Genomic DNA, 16704 nt, shown 5'->3' on the forward strand with positions numbered 1-16704 from the left:
GCTTTACTTCACGCATGACAAATTGTTGCTAAGCCGCTGGCAAGCGTCCGGTGCGTCTGATCCGGTTGACCCCCGAAACGGTCGGCCCTATCCCATGGCCATGACATCACGCGCCTTGCAGCATTCATGACCGCTCCGTCGATCATCCTCGTCGAAGACGACCCGCCGCTTCGCACTCTGACCGCCCGTGCTTTGCAGGAGCATGGTTATGAAGTGCGTCCCGCTTCGTCTGGCCCGGAAATGTGGGTTGCGTTCGATGCTGGCCCTGTCGATCTCGTCGTGCTCGACGTCATGCTGCCCGGCACCAACGGCATCGACCTGTGCCGCCAGATCCGCCGCAAGAGCGATGTCCCCATCATTTTCATCAGCGCCAAGGGCAGCGAAACGGACAGGATTGTCGGCCTGGAATTGGGTGCGGATGATTATCTGCCCAAGCCATTCGGCACGCGCGAACTGATCGCCCGCATCAGGGCCATCCTGCGCCGGGTGGGACTTGAGCGTGGCCCGGACGAACATCGCGAGAATGAAGCGCGGTTCGACGGCTGGGTCGTGAATTTTCCGCGCCGCGAGTTGCGATCCCCGACCGGCGGGCTGGTCGATCTGACGGGCGCGGAATTCGATCTGCTTGGCAGTTTTCTGAGCCATCCACAGCGGGTCATCGCCCGCGAGCGCCTGATCGAACTGTCGCGGACCCGCATGGGTGACAGCAGCGATCGCAGCATCGACGTGCTGGTCAGTCGCCTGCGTCGCAAATTATCGACCGAGGATCGGGGCGCTCCGATCACGACCGTGCGCGGCGTAGGCTATATGTTCAATGCAGAGGTCAGCCGCGCTTGAGGTGGCACATGCACGGATCGCTGGGGCTGGTTGGCCGCCTCTTCGCGATCCTGCTCCTGACCTTGACGCTGGAATTTGCCGTCGGCACGCTGATCTACGAACGGGCAAGCCAGATATCGCTGCAGGATGACGAAGCACGGCGGCTGGCCGAACATCTAGTCATCGCCCGAAAATTATTGACCGAACAGCCGCCTGCTGAGCGACGCGCCATGGGCGTTCAACTGACCACCGATCGCTACGATGTCCACTGGTCGGCTGCATCGCCGCCGCCGCCGCCGCTGTCGCCTGAACTGGAACGGATGCGGCAGCAGATCATCGCGTGGGAGCCGACACTCGAACGCTCGCGCCTCTGGCTGCGGCTCACGTCGCCCAGCCGCCATTCGGAAATCAACGGCGGACTGCAACTGCCCGATGGCAGTTGGCTTTATTTCGGCATGCATCATGGCGGTGGCAAATGGGCCTTCACCATCGGCCGAATGGGCCTCGCCCTGATCCCGGTGCTGGCGCTGTTGGTGGCAGGATGGATATTGATTCGTCGCACATTGGCACCACTACGGGAACTGACGCGCGCAACGGAAAAGATCGGGCTTGGTGCCGAAGTCATCCTGCCGGAAGCGGGAACCAGCGACGTGCGCGAACTGATCCGCGCTTTCAACGCGATGCAGACCCGCATCCATCGCCTAATCAACGAACGCACCGAGACATTGGCGGCGGTCGGCCATGACCTGCGCACCCCGCTTTCCCGGTTGCAGTTGCGGCTGGAAACGGTACGGCAGGATGATGTCCGCGAAGCCATGGACGGCGATCTCGAAGAGATGGGCGCCATGATCGAATCACTGCTCGATTTTCTGGGCGGCGAGAAGAATCCTGAGCCTCTGGTCCGGGCGGACCTGGCCGTCACGATCGCGACCGTGGTTGATGCTTTTCAGGATCATGGGCAGGATGTCGATTATAGCGGGCCGGACCATCTGGAGATGGAGATCCATGCGCTTTCGCTGCGACGCGCGGTGCGCAATCTGATCGAAAATGCGCTCCATTATGGGCAGCGGGCGCGCGTCTCCCTGCTGCGGGTGGGGGATGAGGTGCTGATCCGTATCGACGATGATGGCCCCGGCATACCGCGCGACCAGATCGGCGAAGTGCTCAAGCCTTTCGCCCGGCTCGATACCGCGCGGCAGCGGAATACGCGCGGCCTGGGGCTGGGACTGGCGATCGTACAGAAAGCGGTGGAACTGGAACGCGCGCAGTTGACGCTGATCAATCGCCCCGAAGGCGGGCTGCGGGCAGAAATCTGCCTGCAGCGGCCCAAGAACGTGCGGCGCTAACACCGCGTCATCTTCCCACGCAGCTATCTCCCTCGCCCGCGATCAGATCCAGGCAGCGCCCATCGATCTGGTCCTGCGCGATCGACAGGCCGATCAGCGCGGCCAGACTGGGCATGATATCCACCGTCTCCACGCCCAGCGGCTGCTCGAAGCCGCGCATACCCTTGCGCCAGAACAGGATCGGTACGCGGCGGTCACTATCCCATGGGCTGCCATGGGTGGCGACTGAACCCATTACCGCCTGTTCGGGGATCGACATGACCCGCGATTTGAGCAGCAGGAGCAGGTCGCCCGACCGCGTCGGATCGAAGCTGGCCCGCGCCTTCTGGATCAGAGTCCAGTTTTCGGGCGGACCGGCAGGGGAGGGGGTGGCAGCGATTTCCGCCTTGGTAAAGGCAGCGGCGACCTGCGGATGGACGCGTAGCAGCGCGAGCGTGGCAGCCTCCACCTTCGCGCGCTGGGCGGACGTCAGCCCTTTGTCGAAATAAAGGTCGCCCGACGGTCCATCGCCCCAGATCAGTGTCTTGCCCGCCAGGCCGGTGCGCTGCGCTATGGCCGCGTTCAGCGCCTTGGGCGTCAGCGCGGTGTCGACGCGGCTCTCCATCGGCATGGCGTTCAGGCGATGCCGTTCGGGCAAGTCATGCCCGCCATGATCCGCGGTCAGCACCACGACATAATCGATGCTGTCCTTGTCGAGCCGGTCGAAAAAGGCACCCAGTTCCCGGTCCAGACGATCGACCTGGATACAGCTTTCGGTCCCTTCGGTGCCGTAGCTATGGCCGATATAGTCGGTAGCGGACAGGCCGATGGAGATGATGTCGGTCTGTGTCTGCTGGCCCAGCGCCATGGTCTCGACGGCGGCCGCCGCGAACGCGAGCGTCATGGCATCCTGTTCCGGCGAGATGCGGAAGCCCTTATAATCGCCCGCAGCACGCGCAAAGCGACCTGTGCCCACCGTGCGGTCGCCTGCGCGTACCGCAAAATCCTTGGCCACGCATTGGGCGGGCAGGTCGAAGCCGGGATTGGGCTGTGCCAATTGCCGGGCCATCGCCTCATTCACCTTGGCGACCAGCGGCGGGGTAGCTACACCCTTGTAGCTGACATAGCCCTGAGGCCCTCCCAGCCACCAGACCTGGTCTGCGGTCGGCCCGCCCATCATGATCGCGGCCCGATCCTTGCCGGAAATCGACACCACGCGGGTCGCCGGATTGGCGGCTTTCATGCGTCCGCCCAATGTCGGCACTTTGAGATGTACGGGCGACGCGACATAGGCGTCGCTGCTGCTGTCCGGCTGGGTTTCGTCCTCGGCGCAGTAGATCGCTTTGTCGGGGCGCGCGGCGTTCAGGTCGAACCAGCTATTGGCGATGATGCCCGTGCGCGACGGACGGCTACCGGTCAGGATGGTGCTGTGGCCGGGGCAGGTTTCGGTCGCGGCATGGCTTTGAAAGCCGTTCGGAAAGACCGCGCCCTGGGTCAGTCGCTTGAGACCGCCGCTATAATATTGGCGATATTCGCTGAACAGGTCGGCGGAAAATTGATCGACGCTGATTGCGACGATCAGCTTCGGCGGAGCGGCGGTTGTCGCCGGGGCAGGCGTCTGCGCCGCAATCGGCATGGCGGTGGCCAGCAGCAGGGCGGCGGCGACATGTTTCAACATTTCCTGTACCTTCTCCAGCCTTGACGGCGAACGCCCCCGGACCTAGCCCGCTCTCACCCACTCGACCAGAGGCCCGATGCGGATTTTTCATGGCATATTGATGACGTTGGCGTTGCTGTTCGCCGCGCCCGCTGCGCTGGCCCAGGGCGCGTTCGGCGGCGGCGCACCGCATATCGCCGCGCGGCTGATGGCCGAAAGCGCTGCGCCGCAGCCGGGTAAGGGCACGACCATCGCCTTTGCCATGACGCCGGAGGCGGGATGGCACGGCTATTGGGAAAATCCGGGCGATGCAGGCCTGGGGATGAGCGTCGAATGGACGCTGCCGAAAGGCGTCAGCGTTGGGGCGTTGCGTTACCCCGTCCCTGAAACGCTGCTGATCTCCGGCCTGATGAACCATGTGTATGAAGGCCCCTATGGCCTATTGGCGAACCTAACCGTCGCGCCCGACGTGGCACCGGGCACCCGTATGCCGGTCCGGGTGAAGGCGCAATGGTTGGCTTGCACCGACAAAGTGTGCGTGCCTGAACGCGGGGAAATGGCGCTCGATCTGGTGGCGGGTGAGGGGCAGGCCAGCGCCGCTGATCGCGCCCGGTTCGATGCCTGGCGCACGCATCTGCCTCGGCCTTTGGGCAGTATGGCGACCTATGCCATCGCCGACGGCAAGTTGCGCCTGTCAGTGCCGTTTCCAGCGAATGCCCAGGCGCGCGATGTCCATCTCTTCCCGTTGGCAGAGGGGCTTACCCGCTATGCCGCGCCGCAAAGCATCACCCGCGATGGTGATCGCCTGCTGATCGAGACGGACGCGGGCGAAGGCGGCAAGGGCGGTAATGTTCAGGCGGTGTTGCGAACCGACGAGCATGTCGGTTTCCTGGTGACGGCGCAGCCGGGCGCGGTTGCCGCATCGTCGGGCGGGGGGCAGGCGGTGGCGATCCTGGCCGCGCTCGGTGGCGCCTTGCTTGGCGGCTTGCTGCTCAACATCATGCCCTGCGTCTTTCCGATCCTGGGCCTCAAGGTCATGAAACTGGCCAAGGCCGGAGGCGACGAGCGCGTGGTCCGGCAGGAAGCGCTGGCCTATACGGCGGGTGTCATCATGACCTGCCTTGCCCTTGGTGGCATTTTGCTCGCCTTGCGCGCTGCGGGGACGGCGGCTGGCTGGGCGTTCCAGTTGCAGGATCCACGCATCATCCTCGGCCTGTTGTTGCTGGTGACGCTCATCGCCTTTAATTTGGCGGGCCTGTTCGATTTTCGCGCAATTGGCGGCGGTGATCGATTGGCGGGGAAGGGCGGCTTGGCCGGGTCGTTCTGGACCGGCGCGCTGGTCGCTTTCGTCGCGACTCCCTGCACGGGGCCGTTCATGGCGGCTGCCATGGGCGCGGCGCTGCTGCTGCCGCTGGTCGCCGCGCTGGCAGTGTTCGCTGGCTTGGGGCTGGGACTGGCGTTGCCCTTCCTGCTGCTCGCCTATGTCCCCGCTTTGCGGCGGCGTTTGCCCAAGCCCGGCGCGTGGATGGGTCGCCTTCAGAAAATTCTCGCTATCCCGATGTTCCTCACCGCGCTCGGCCTTGCCTGGCTATTGGGGCAGCAGCGCGGCGTTTCGGGCATGACGATCGGTCTGGCGGCAGCGCTCCTGCTGGCGCTTCTGCTCTGGTGGCTGGGCATGCGGCAGCGCGCAGGTCGGGGGGGCGGACTGATTGCGGCGTTGCTCGGTGTGGTGTTGCTGGCCGCAGCAGCGGTGACATTGCCGACGCAAGCCCCCGCGGAAACAGCAAGCGCCAATCATGTCGCGTTCGACGAGGCGCAGCTGGCCAGTCTGCGCGCGGCGAACAAGCCCGTTTTCCTCTATTTCACCGCCGACTGGTGCCTGACCTGCAAGGCCAATGAAGCCGCCGCCATCGACCGTGCCGAAACGCGAGCGCGTTTCGAACAAGGCGGTGTAACCGTCATGGTTGGCGACTGGACCAATGCCGACCCCGCCATCACCCGCTTCTTGGAAGCGCAGGGCCGTTCGGGCGTGCCGCTCTACCTCTGGTATGCGCCGGGTAAGGAGGCGCAGACCTTGCCGCAATTGCTGAGCGTAGCGACGCTGACCGGACTGGTACGCTGATGGCCAAGATACGCGCCGATCAGTTGCTCGTCGATCTGGGCCTGGCGGAAAGCCGCGCCCGCGCGCAGGCGTTGATCCTGGCAGGCCATGTCTTCCTCGGCGATCGCAAGGTGGAGAAAGCCGGTCAGCAGGTCGCGCCGGACGCTGCGATCGACGTGCGCGGCCGCGACCATCCCTGGGTCTCGCGCGGGGGCATCAAGCTTGCCCACGCGCTCGATACATTCGCTATCGACGTGACCGGCCAAGTTGCGATCGACGTGGGCAGTTCGACCGGCGGCTTTACCGACGTGCTGCTGACAAATGGCGCGGCCAAGGTCTATGCGGTCGATAGCGGCACCAATCAGCTCGCCTGGAAATTGCGCTCGGACGATCGGGTGATCGTCCACGAACAGACCAGTGCGCGCATATTGACGGAAACGCACATCCCGGAGCCGGTCGATTGTATCGTCTGCGACGCGAGTTTCATCGCTCTGTCCAAGGTGCTGGAACGCCCGCTGACCTTTGCCCGGCCCGGCGCGGCCCTGGTAGCGTTAATCAAACCGCAGTTCGAAGCGGGACGTGGCGAAGTCGGCAAAGGCGGGGTCGTGCGCGATATCGCGATCCACGATCGGGTTTGCGCGGAAGTCCGGGCATGGATCGATGCGCAGGGTTGGACCGTTATCGGCCTGACACAAAGTCCGATTACGGGTCCACAGGGCAATGTCGAATTTCTCATCTACGCCCGGCTTGGTGGATAAACGCCCCATGTTCGTTTCTCGCCAGTAAGTTCATCCAGCGGCAAAAGGTCATGTTGTGCCGCTTGCAAAGGCCCGTTAGCCCCCTCCTATGCGATTTCCCCATCTCCTCGCCTTTACAGCGCTTTGCCTTGCCGGTTGCGGCAGTGAAAAGGCGCAGCAACCGCGCGCCGTTCCGCTGGTGGAGGCGGCACCGGTCGCCACCGCAACCTTTACCGACCGCCTGGAAGCAGTCGGCACGGCCCTTGCCAACGAGCAGGTGGTTTTGTCCGCGCCGGTGACGGAGCGGATCACATCGATTAATTTTGCCGATGGCGCTTATGTCAAAAAAGGGCAGGTGATCGCGACGCTGGCGGTTGGCCAGGAAAAGGCCGAGCTTGCGGCCGCCGAAGCGCAGGCCTTGCAGGCCCGCCAGCAGTTGGAGCGGGTCCAGTCGCTCAAGACCCGCGGCTTTGCGACCGCGTCGTCGCTCGATCAGCAACTCGCGCTGGCCAACGCAGCGCGCGCCACTGCCGATCAGGCGCGTGCGTCTATCGGTGACCGGGTGATCCGCGCGCCCTTCGCGGGTTGGGCCAGTCTGCGGATTGTCTCGCCCGGTGCGATCGTGTCCGCAGGCACCGCCATCGCGACGGTCAGCGACGTGTCACGCATCAAGCTGGACTTCACCATCCCGGAGACACGGCTATCGTCGATCCAGGCCGGTCAGTCGATCAAGGCTATTTCCGCCGCCTGGCCCGACAGGCCCTATACTGGCACGATCGCGACGATCGATCCCGTGATCGACCCCGCCACGCGGGCAGTGCGGGTCCGGGCGATCTTGCCTAATCCTGACCGGACCCTGAAACCCGGCATGTTGCTGACCGTCAGCGTCGCATCGCGCCAGCGCCAGTCTCTGGCCTTGCCCGAACTGGCGATCGTCGGTGATGGCGAGGACCGGTTCGTGTTCCTTCTCGAAGGTCGCAAGGTGAAGCGGGTCAAGGTCGATACCGGCATTCGCCAGGATGGACAGGTCGAGATTTTGGGCGGCCTGAAGGCGGGGCAGCAGGTCGTGACCGAGGGTGTGGTGAAGCTGAGCGATGGCGCGACCGTGCGCCTGGCGGGTGACAAGCCAGCGCCTTCGCGCAAGCCTGCGGGCTAGAGCAGTCATGCAACTGTCCGATCTCTCCGTCCGCCGCCCGGTCTTCGCGGCTGTTATCGCCATCTTGCTCTGCATCGTCGGCGTGGTCGGCTATTTGAGCCTGTCGGTGCGGGAATATCCCGATACGGACCCGCCGATCGTCTCGGTGGAAACAGGATATACCGGCGCCGCCGCGTCGGTTGTCGAAACCCGTATCACCCAGTTGATCGAGGATGCGGTCGCGGGTGTGCAGGGCATCAGGACGATCACCTCCCGGTCGCAGGACGGCACATCCGACATCAGCATCGAGTTCGATCCGTCACGCGACATTGATACGGCGGCTAATGACGTGCGCGACCGTGTCGGTTCCGTGGTGGAGGACTTGCCCGAAGACGCGTTGGCTCCGGAAATTCGCAAGGTCGATGCGGATGCGCGGCCGATCCTGTTTCTGGCCTTCTCCCGCCCCGGTTGGACCTCGATTCAACTCAGCGACTATATCGACCGCAACGTTGCGGACCGCTTCTCTGCCATCGATGGCGTGGCGCGGGTTACCATTGGTGGCGAGGCGCGGCCTTCGACCCGTGTGTGGATGAATGCCGAGCGGCTGGCCGCGTTCGGCCTGACGCCCGCCGACGTGGAAAACGCCCTGCGTGCGCAGAACGTCGAACTGCCGGCCGGGCGCTTTGAGTCGAAGGATCAGAATCAGACGCTGCGCGTCGAACGTGCCTTTGCCACGACCGCGCAGTTCGCCAGCTTGGTCGTCGGCCGTGGTGCCGACGGCTACCAGGTCAAGCTGGGCGACGTAGCACGGATCGAGGAGGCGGCGGAAAATCCCTACAACAGCTTCCGCTCCAACGCCGGGACGGCGGTAGGATTGGGCATCGTGCGCCAGTCGGGTGCCAATACGCTGGACGTCGCCGACAAGGCGAAGGCTTTGGCGGAGGAATTGCGACCGACCTTGCCCGAAGGCATGCGCGTTGCCGTCGGGTCCGACGAGTCCCTCTTCATCAGCCGTGCCATCGCCAACGTCTACGACACGCTGATCGAGGCGGCGCTGCTCGTCATTCTCGTCATCTTCCTGTTTTTGGGCTCGGTGCGGGCTACCATCATCCCGGCCATCACCGTGCCGATCTGTCTGTTGGCGACCTGTGCTGTCATGTGGTTAGCGGGCCTGTCGATCAACCTGCTGACATTGCTGGCGTTCGTGTTGGCCATTGGCCTCGTCGTGGATGACGCCATCGTCGTGCTTGAGAATGTCTATCACCGCATCGAACAGGGCGAAGATCCGCTGGTCGCGTCCTATCTTGGTACGCGGCAAGTAGGTTTCGCCATCATCTCGACCACTTTGGTCGTGTGTGCGGTGTTCGTGCCGGTGATGTTCCTGGCCGGACAGACGGGGTTGCTGTTCCGTGAACTGGCTATCGCGATGGTCGCGGCCATTGCTTTTTCCGGCTTCATTTCCCTCAGCCTCGCACCGATGCTCTGCTCCAAATTGCTCAACAATGCGGAGCGCGGGCGTTTGGCGCGCTGGGTCGATGCACGGTTTCAGAGGATCGAAGGGGGCTATCGCAAGTGGCTGGACCGGGTGCTCAACAAGCCCCTGATCCCACTCATCGGGGTCGGCCTTTTCCTCGCCATTGCAGGTGGTTTGTTCACCCTGTTGCCCAACGAATTGGCACCGGCCGAAGACACGGGTGTCGTCGACAGCCAGATCAGCGCACCCGAAGGCACCGGCTATGCCCGGATGCTGACCTATATGCGCAAGATCGAGGATGAACTCTCGCCGTTGCGCAAGGATGGCACGCTTCAAAATCTGATTATCCGCACGCCAAGCGGCTTTGGTACGACCGATGACTTCAACGGCGGCAATGTCATCGCCTTCCTCCGACCATGGGAGGATCGCACGATCACCACGGCGGAAGTCGCGACCATCATCAACAATGTCATCGCCAACCAGCCAGGCGTGCGCGGCAACGCCGCACCGCGCTCTGGCTTGGGACGCGGGCGCGGCCTGCCGGTCAATATCGTGCTTGCAGGCTCTACCTACGAAGGCCTGGTCGCGGCACGCGATCGCATCACCGCGGCCGCCGCCAACTATCCGGGTTTGATCAACCTCGACAGCGACTATAAGGAAACCAAACCGCAAATGCGGATCGACGTCGATCAGCAGCGCGCCGGCGATCTGGGCGTGTCGGTTAACGATGTCAGCCAAGCGCTGCAAAGCCTGCTCGGCTCCCGCCGCGTGACTACCTATGTCGATCGGGGCGAGGAATATCGTGTCATCGTGCAAGCCGAAGACGAAGGGCGGCAAACCCTCGCCGATCTGGAACGCATCAATGTTCGGACCCGTACCGGGGCGCTGGTGCCGCTGTCTTCCGTAGTCACGGTGCGCGAAGTCGCAGGGCCACGTCAGCTTAACCGGTTCAACAAGCTGCGCGCGATCACTTTGACCGCGGCCCTTGCACCGGGAACCTCGCTTGGGGACGCGCTCACATTTCTGGAGAATGAAGCAAGGCAAGCGCCCGAAGTGCTGGCCGTCGGCTATCGCGGCGAAAGCCAGTCGTTGCGGGAAACCGGCGGGTCGATCTGGTTGATTTTCGGCCTCACCATCCTCGTCGTCTTCCTGCTGCTCGCAGCGCAATTTGAGAGCTTCATCCATCCCGGCGTCATCATCGCTACAGTGCCGCTCGCCGTGGCCGGCGGCGTGATCGGGCTGATCATCACCGGGGGCACGATCAACCTCTACAGCCAGATCGGTATCGTGATGCTTGTGGGGCTAGCAGCCAAGAACGGCATTTTAATCGTCGAGTTCGCCAACCAGTTGCGCGACGAAGGCATGGAGGTGGGGCAGGCCATTCGCGAGGCCGCGACCCGCCGCCTGCGCCCCATTCTGATGACCTCGATTGCAACGGTCATCGGCGCGGTGCCGCTGGTCATACGCGGCGGGGCAGGGGCGGCGGCGCGCCAGTCGATCGGTGTGGTCATCGTATCGGGGGTCAGCCTGGCGACGCTGATCACATTGTTCCTCATCCCCATCTTCTATTCGCGCGTTGCCAAGCGCACTGTTTCCCCGCAAACCGTCGGCCGAAAGCTGGATTCGGCGCTGAAGGACGCGCCTGAACCGGCGGAATGAGGGTTATGGAGAAGCGTTGCCGATGAACGAGATCGCGTCCCCCGGCCAGTTGCGCCTCGCTTATCTGCGGTGGTCCCTGCTTACCGTTCCGGCCATTGTACTGTTAGGCTTCCTGTCGGGGCGCCTCGCCAATAGCGGCTATGGCAATCGTTGGTTCGATGCGTTGGAAAAGCCCGCATTGATGCCGCCCGGCTGGCTGTTCGGTGTCGCCTGGACCATTCTCTACATATTGATGGGTCTGGCGCTGGCTATCGTTCTGCATGCGCGCGGCGCGAAGGGGCGGGGGCCGGCGATTGTCCTGTTCCTGGTGCAGCTGGTCATGAACCTTGCTTGGTCGCCGCTCTTCTTCCGCGCGCATCAGGTCGGCAGCGCGCTGATGTTGATATTGGCGCTGATCGTCGTTGTCGCGATAACCATATGGCTGTTTGGCCGGATACGCCGTGTCGCCGGTTTGCTCCTGCTTCCCTATCTGGCGTGGCTCGCCTTTGCTTCCTTCCTCAATTATGAGATCGGACGGCTCAATCCCGATGCCGAGACCCTTGTCGCACCGGCGCTTAGCACCCAGATATGATTTTTGGCGCAGGTTCCATCGCGCCGCCGCAAAGGACAAGAGCAATGCAGAGCGAAAACCGCTTTTTCGACGATCTGGCCAAGCTGGTGAACGGTGCCGCCGGTACGGTTGCGGGCATGAGCCGCGAGTTCGAGGCCAATGCCCGTGAAAAGGCCAAGGAATGGATTGGCGGCATGGAGTTCGTGTCGCGCGAGGAATTTGATGCGGTCAAGGCCATGGCCGCCGCCGCGCGCGAAGAGGTTGAATTGCTCAAGGCCCGCCTTGACGCGCTGGAGGGGCGGACGTCCGAACCCGTCACCAAGACGGTCAAGGCGAGCAAGCCAAAGGGAAGCGACGCGCTCTGATCCTGTCTGTCCTTTCGCCTTATCCGGTGATAAGGCGCGGCGATGATGGATAGTGACGAGTTTGAACATGGCGGTCAGGAGGCCGCTCCGATCGATATGCTGGCGGCCTTTTACGAGGCGCATGGCTGGAGTTACGAGCAGGTTGGCGAGGATGAGATCGTCGCCAACACGCAAGGTTCTTGGGCGCAATATGAATTGCGCGGCATTTGGCGCGACGAAGACCAGGTGTTGCAGCTATTGGCCATGCCCGACATCCGCGTCACCGATGAGAAGCGCAGCGTCATTTACGAGACGCTGGGCCTAATCAACGAACAGCTCTGGCTCGGTCATTTCGAACTCTGGTCTTCGAGCGGCATCATCCTTTTCCGTCATGGTGCGCTGCTGGGCGCAGGCGGCACGCTAACGCTCGATCAGGCGCAACTGCTGGTCGAAACGGCGATTGACGAATGCGAACGCTTCTATCCCGTGTTCCAGTTCGTGCTGTGGGGCGGCAAATCCCCGTCGGAAGCGATTTCCGCCAGCCTGATCGAAACGCGCGGCGAAGCCTGAGCCGATGCCGGTGACGCTCTGGCCCGATCATCTCTTTCTTGTCGGCTGTGGCAATATGGCGGGGCAGATGCTGTCGCGCTGGCTCGCCTGCGGCCTTGATCCCGCGCGCGTGACCGTCCTGCGGCCAAGTGGCAAGGCGGTAGCGGATGGTGTGACGGTGAGGACGGATTATCCCGCCGCATTGCCCGCTGGAACCACGGTGCTGCTCGGCATGAAACCCTATCAGATCGGCGGTGTGGCGGAATCACTTGCGCCCCTATGCGCGGCCGACACGAGGATCGTGTCGATCCTGGCCGGCACGCTTTTGGCGGATCTGCGCGCATGTTTCCCGCAGGTTCGGGACATTGTTCGCGCCATGCCCAATCTGCCCGTGGGGCTGGGCGAGGGCGTGACCGCGCTGTTCACGGATAGCCGCACTGCGCCCTCGGCGAGGGATGCCGTCGATGCCCTTATCCGTCCGTTGGGCCTTGCCGAATGGGTGACGGACGAAGCGTTGTTCAACCAGGTCACGGCGCTGTCCGGTTGTGGTCCGGCGTTCGTCTTCCGCTTCATCGACGCGCTCGCCCAGGCAGGCGAAGCGCTTGGCATTCCCGCCGATCAGGCCGCTCGGATGGCGCTGGCGACGGTTCAAGGTTCGGCCAATATGGCGGCCCGCGCCAGCGATAGCCCTGGCCAGTTGGCCGACCGAGTCGCCAGCCCCGGCGGCATGACGCGCGAAGGCATGAACGTCCTCGACGCCAACGACCGCCTGCGCACGCTGCTGGTCGACACATTGACGGCGGCGCGGGATCGCGGCGAAGCGATGGCGCGGGGGGAATAGGCCGGTTCCGGCACGGGCGGATTTGCGCTAGGGGCATGTCTTCCCTGTTTGGAGCTTTCCCATGCTGTCGCCCGACACCCCCATATTGCTGCTGACCACCGGCGGAACGATCGACAAAGTCTATTTCGATGCGCTGTCCGACTATCAGGTGGGCGAAACGGTGATGGCCAAGCTGCTGGACGTGGCACGGGTCAAGCGGCCGTTTCGGATCGAGGAAGTGACCCGCAAGGATAGTCTGGAACTGGACGATCGCGATCGCGCGCTCATCTATGCGCGGATCGCCGCAGCGGCGGAAAAGCATATCGTCATCACCCATGGCACCGATACGATGACCGATACGGCCAAGGCGTTGGCGGGCATCGAGGGCAAGACGATCGTCCTCGTCGGCGCGCTTGCGCCCGCGCGCTTTGGGGAGAGCGATGCGAGCTTCAACCTCGGCATGGCCTTCGCCACTGCGCAGGTGGCGGAACCCGGCGTTTACATCACCATGAGCGGTTCCGTGTTCCGCGCCGACAAGGTCGTCAAGGATCGCGCCAAGGGGGCCTTCGTGTCGATACCAACCTGACAGCCATGGCCTTTCGGGTTGGTTTACCGCGTGGTCGAGCCGTTTAAATCAGCGACATACACAGGATCAGGACCAGCATGATGCGTCACAGGATTGCCGCTACCTTAGCCCTCTCTTTTCTGGCGACGCCTTTGGGCGCGCAGGCGTCGGATATTTCCACCCATGTTCTCGATCTGGCGCAGGGCGTTGGTGGGGCCGACATTCCTGCGACGCTGGAGCGCAAGGATGCGGCCGGCAACTGGACCCGCGTCGCCACCGCGCGCACCGATGGCAATGGACGCATCCGCAGCTTTGGCGAAGGGATCGATACGCCGCCCGGCATCTATCGCATCAGTTTCGACATGACCGCCTATACAGGGTCGGCGGCGAAGCCATTTTTCCCGGAAATCAGCGTCACGTTCCGCGCCGACGAGGCGAAGGCCCATTATCATGTGCCGGTTGTCGTCAGCCCCTATGGCTATAGCAGCTATCGCGGCAATTGACCGGCCCGGACGAGGAAGGGGCGCCCCGATGATATCGGAACGCCCCTTTTCCGTTAGGCCAGCCGCTAGCGGCCTAAGCCAAGCCGATCAGCCTTCGACCTTGGCATATTTGGGTGCGGCTTCGTTGAGGATCGCGAGGATCTTTTTGAGCGCGGTAGGCTCGTCGGTTTCTTCCATCGCAGCCAGTTCGCGGGCGAGGCGGCTGGACGCCGCTTCGAAGATCTGACGCTCGGAATAGCTTTGTTCGGGCTGGTCGTCGGCGCGGAACAGGTCGCGGGTCACTTCGGCGATCGACACCAAGTCGCCCGAATTGATCTTCGCTTCATATTCCTGCGCGCGGCGCGACCACATGGTGCGCTTGACCTTTGGCTTGCCCTTCAATGTTTCCATCGATTCTTCGAGCGTCTTGTTGGACGACAGCTTGCGCATGCCGACGCCTTCGGCCTTGTTAGTCGGTACGCGGAGCGTCATGCGCTCTTTTTCGAAACGGAGCACGTACAGTTCCAGATCCATGCCTGCAATCTGCTCTTTCTGCAGTTCGATTACACGGCCTACGCCATGCTTGGGATAAACGACATAATCACCAACGTCAAAGGACAGCGCTTTGGCAGCCATTTGCAACCTTTCCAATTCAACCGGGGAACGGGGCCGACGCAGGGCACATGCGATAGGGGTCACATGCAGGGAAGACCGCGACACCACCGTCAAGACATGAAGCTAATACTCCAGGGGCGAGCGCATATGCCCGTCCGTTGTGACGGCTTTTAGCAGATTCGTAACAAAATTACCACCCCCGGACATAAAGGGCGGGCGTGTGGCGCAAAATGGGACGGCGAAGGCGGCGACAGCGCGCCCGTCAGCTACCCGTGCCGGGTTCCGGCGAGAAGAACTGTTCCAGCTTGTTCTCGACGCCCTTCATGGCGTCTGCGTCGACTGGGGCATCGCCCTTGACCGTGATGTTGGGCCATTCGGCCGAATATTTGGTATTCAGCTCCAGCCATTTTTCCAGGCCATTTTCGGTATCGGGCAGGATCGCTTCGGCCGGGCATTCAGGCTCGCACACGCCGCAGTCGATACATTCGCTCGGATTGATGACCAGCATATTCTCACCCTCGTAGAAACAATCCACGGGGCAGACCTCGACGCAATCCATATATTTGCAGCGGATGCAGTTGTCGGTCACGACATAGGTCATTGTCTGGTCACTCTTGGTTGGAAAAGCGCGGTCCTGCTATGCGCAGGCACGGCCAAGGTCAATGAGGATAATGTTGCCGGGGGTTTAGGCCCGGTTTCCTGCGGCCCGACTCGAAAGTTCACACCGTCGCAGGGGTGCGTCGCGGGGGCGGGGTGGACGAAGGGGAAGAGCGGTGCCGGGCAGGGATAGCATGGCTCCGCCTAGGTGCCTTCGGCACCAAGGCTGCATATCCTTCTCCCCGGCGGGGAGAAGGGGGTAATGCGCCGGGGGAGGGGTACCGTTGCGGACGGTTGGCATGGTGAGAAGGTGAAGCCTCTCAAACTGCGTCACCCCGGACCCTTCGACAGGCTCAGGACAGGCTTGATCCGGGGTCCATGAGCCTCTCCTTCTCGGTGACGTCGAATCGTTGAGCCAATGGATGCCGGGTCAACCCCGGCATGACGGCAAGGGGTGGTTGGCGGACTGACGGCTTTCCAGCCCGAAAGTGCGAAAGCGGACCTTTAGTAGGCGGTCAACATATCGTTGTCGTTGGTTACCGTATGACCGACGCTTGCGCTATGGTGGAGCCAAATGGTTAGAGAGATTGAGGGCAATTGTCTTGGCGGCGTTAGTAGATTCGACAACTTTAGACCTGTAGCCCCTGAGAATGAGTAACTCCCGAACTCGTTCATGGCAGGCTGCAGCCATGGCCACCGCCGCGATCACAGGATCGGTCTGCCTTTACGCAGGGTTCTGGCCGGGCTGGATATCTGCTGATTGGACCAGCACCGAGGCAGTGCCGTTTCCTGTGAGGGCAAAGCTGGAGATCGCATCACGGTGGTATCCGCTAAAGCGGAGCGCGGTGTCATTGTTGTGCGGACCAGACGGAACTTATCTTATGCTGAGGACCCGGCTTCCGATGCCGAATTTCATTCGTGAAAATATGCGACCTTCGACAGCTTTTACCTCACACACCGAAATTATCCTCGATTGGCAACGCGTCCCCGGTGGCATCAGTGTTCATTCATTCAAAACGAAATCAGCAATCGTTGCGTTAGTATCCATTGATACTATCGTTAGCCAGCCGCTGACGAAGATCGACCAAACTACGCTGCTGGACTGGCTTCACCGGGGAGCGCCTCAGGGGCTAACATACGCAGTGTTTGAAAGCAGCGTCGGCAAGCACAAGACCGTAACTGACGCGGGAACCGTCTCGACATTCTTCCAAAAATGCGGGTCGCGCTCTTAGTGGCTGACAATAGATGTCCGGTTTCGAGCGGAGCAATCCGTCAAGC

Annotated in this window: 16 protein-coding genes; 13 read left to right on the forward strand and 3 right to left on the reverse strand. The window is 62.6% G+C overall.

What is annotated here, in order from left to right; all coding sequences use genetic code 11:
• Window positions 1-126 precede the first annotated feature (126 nt).
• Window positions 127-837: a response regulator gene (locus tag OVY48_RS15590; protein ID WP_037477295.1), complete on the forward strand. Its 711-nt coding sequence runs from the start codon at window positions 127-129 to the stop codon at window positions 835-837.
• Window positions 838-845: 8 nt separating this feature from the next.
• Window positions 846-2162 (forward strand): ATP-binding protein, encoded by a 1317-nt coding sequence (locus tag OVY48_RS15595; protein ID WP_037477296.1) that lies wholly within the window; start codon window positions 846-848, stop codon window positions 2160-2162.
• Window positions 2163-2169: 7 nt separating this feature from the next.
• On the opposite strand, the gene OVY48_RS15600 is transcribed toward OVY48_RS15595, so the two are convergent.
• Window positions 2170-3819 (reverse strand): alkaline phosphatase family protein, encoded by a 1650-nt coding sequence (locus tag OVY48_RS15600; RefSeq protein WP_313923487.1) that lies wholly within the window; start codon window positions 3817-3819, stop codon window positions 2170-2172.
• A 76-nt stretch (window positions 3820-3895) separates the two neighbouring features.
• Here OVY48_RS15600 and OVY48_RS15605 point away from each other — a divergent pair, with 76 nt between their 5' ends.
• From OVY48_RS15605 to uraH, 10 genes are all read left to right on the forward strand, one after another.
• A complete protein-coding gene (locus OVY48_RS15605; RefSeq protein WP_313923488.1) occupies window positions 3896-5920 on the forward strand; it encodes a protein-disulfide reductase DsbD domain-containing protein in 2025 nt (674 codons plus the stop codon).
• Window positions 5920-6657: a TlyA family RNA methyltransferase gene (locus tag OVY48_RS15610; RefSeq protein WP_096062917.1), complete on the forward strand. Its 738-nt coding sequence runs from the start codon at window positions 5920-5922 to the stop codon at window positions 6655-6657. Before OVY48_RS15605 ends, OVY48_RS15610 begins: the two co-directional genes overlap by 1 nt.
• Window positions 6658-6745: 88 nt before the next feature.
• Window positions 6746-7792 (forward strand): efflux RND transporter periplasmic adaptor subunit, encoded by a 1047-nt coding sequence (locus OVY48_RS15615; protein ID WP_313923489.1) that lies wholly within the window; start codon window positions 6746-6748, stop codon window positions 7790-7792.
• Between the two features lie 7 nt (window positions 7793-7799).
• Window positions 7800-10904, forward strand: a complete 3105-nt coding sequence (locus OVY48_RS15620; protein WP_313923491.1) for an efflux RND transporter permease subunit — start codon at window positions 7800-7802, stop codon at window positions 10902-10904.
• Window positions 10905-10926: 22 nt separating this feature from the next.
• Window positions 10927-11475 (forward strand): TspO/MBR family protein, encoded by a 549-nt coding sequence (locus tag OVY48_RS15625; RefSeq protein ID WP_313923492.1) that lies wholly within the window; start codon window positions 10927-10929, stop codon window positions 11473-11475.
• Window positions 11476-11519: 44 nt separating this feature from the next.
• Entirely contained in the window at window positions 11520-11819 is a 300-nt protein-coding gene (locus OVY48_RS15630) for an accessory factor UbiK family protein (RefSeq protein WP_096062913.1), read from the forward strand.
• Window positions 11820-11861: 42 nt separating this feature from the next.
• The gene (locus OVY48_RS15635; protein ID WP_037477312.1) at window positions 11862-12368 is read left to right on the forward strand and encodes a YbjN domain-containing protein; all 507 of its coding nucleotides are present in this window, start codon (window positions 11862-11864) and stop codon (window positions 12366-12368) included.
• 4 nt (window positions 12369-12372) lie between these two features.
• Complete coding sequence (proC, locus tag OVY48_RS15640) at window positions 12373-13188, forward strand: pyrroline-5-carboxylate reductase (protein WP_313923494.1); 816 nt, start codon at window positions 12373-12375, stop codon at window positions 13186-13188.
• A gap of 61 nt (window positions 13189-13249) precedes the next feature.
• Entirely contained in the window at window positions 13250-13753 is a 504-nt protein-coding gene (locus OVY48_RS15645) for an asparaginase domain-containing protein (protein WP_037477612.1), read from the forward strand.
• 77 nt (window positions 13754-13830) lie between these two features.
• Complete coding sequence (uraH, locus tag OVY48_RS15650) at window positions 13831-14235, forward strand: hydroxyisourate hydrolase (protein WP_052027747.1); 405 nt, start codon at window positions 13831-13833, stop codon at window positions 14233-14235.
• 87 nt (window positions 14236-14322) lie between these two features.
• On the opposite strand, the gene OVY48_RS15655 is transcribed toward uraH, so the two are convergent.
• Both OVY48_RS15655 and fdxA read right to left on the reverse strand, forming a co-directional pair.
• Entirely contained in the window at window positions 14323-14850 is a 528-nt protein-coding gene (locus OVY48_RS15655; protein WP_037477608.1) for a CarD family transcriptional regulator, read from the reverse strand.
• Window positions 14851-15091: 241 nt separating this feature from the next.
• The gene (gene fdxA, locus OVY48_RS15660; protein ID WP_313923497.1) at window positions 15092-15430 is read right to left on the reverse strand and encodes a ferredoxin FdxA; all 339 of its coding nucleotides are present in this window, start codon (window positions 15428-15430) and stop codon (window positions 15092-15094) included.
• Between the two features lie 685 nt (window positions 15431-16115).
• Between fdxA and OVY48_RS15665 the strand changes: the two genes are divergently transcribed.
• Entirely contained in the window at window positions 16116-16658 is a 543-nt protein-coding gene (locus OVY48_RS15665; protein ID WP_313923498.1) for a hypothetical protein, read from the forward strand.
• Window positions 16659-16704 lie beyond the last annotated feature (46 nt).

Source organism: Sphingobium sp. SA2 (genome assembly GCF_032227065.1).
GTDB lineage: Bacteria > Pseudomonadota > Alphaproteobacteria > Sphingomonadales > Sphingomonadaceae > Sphingobium.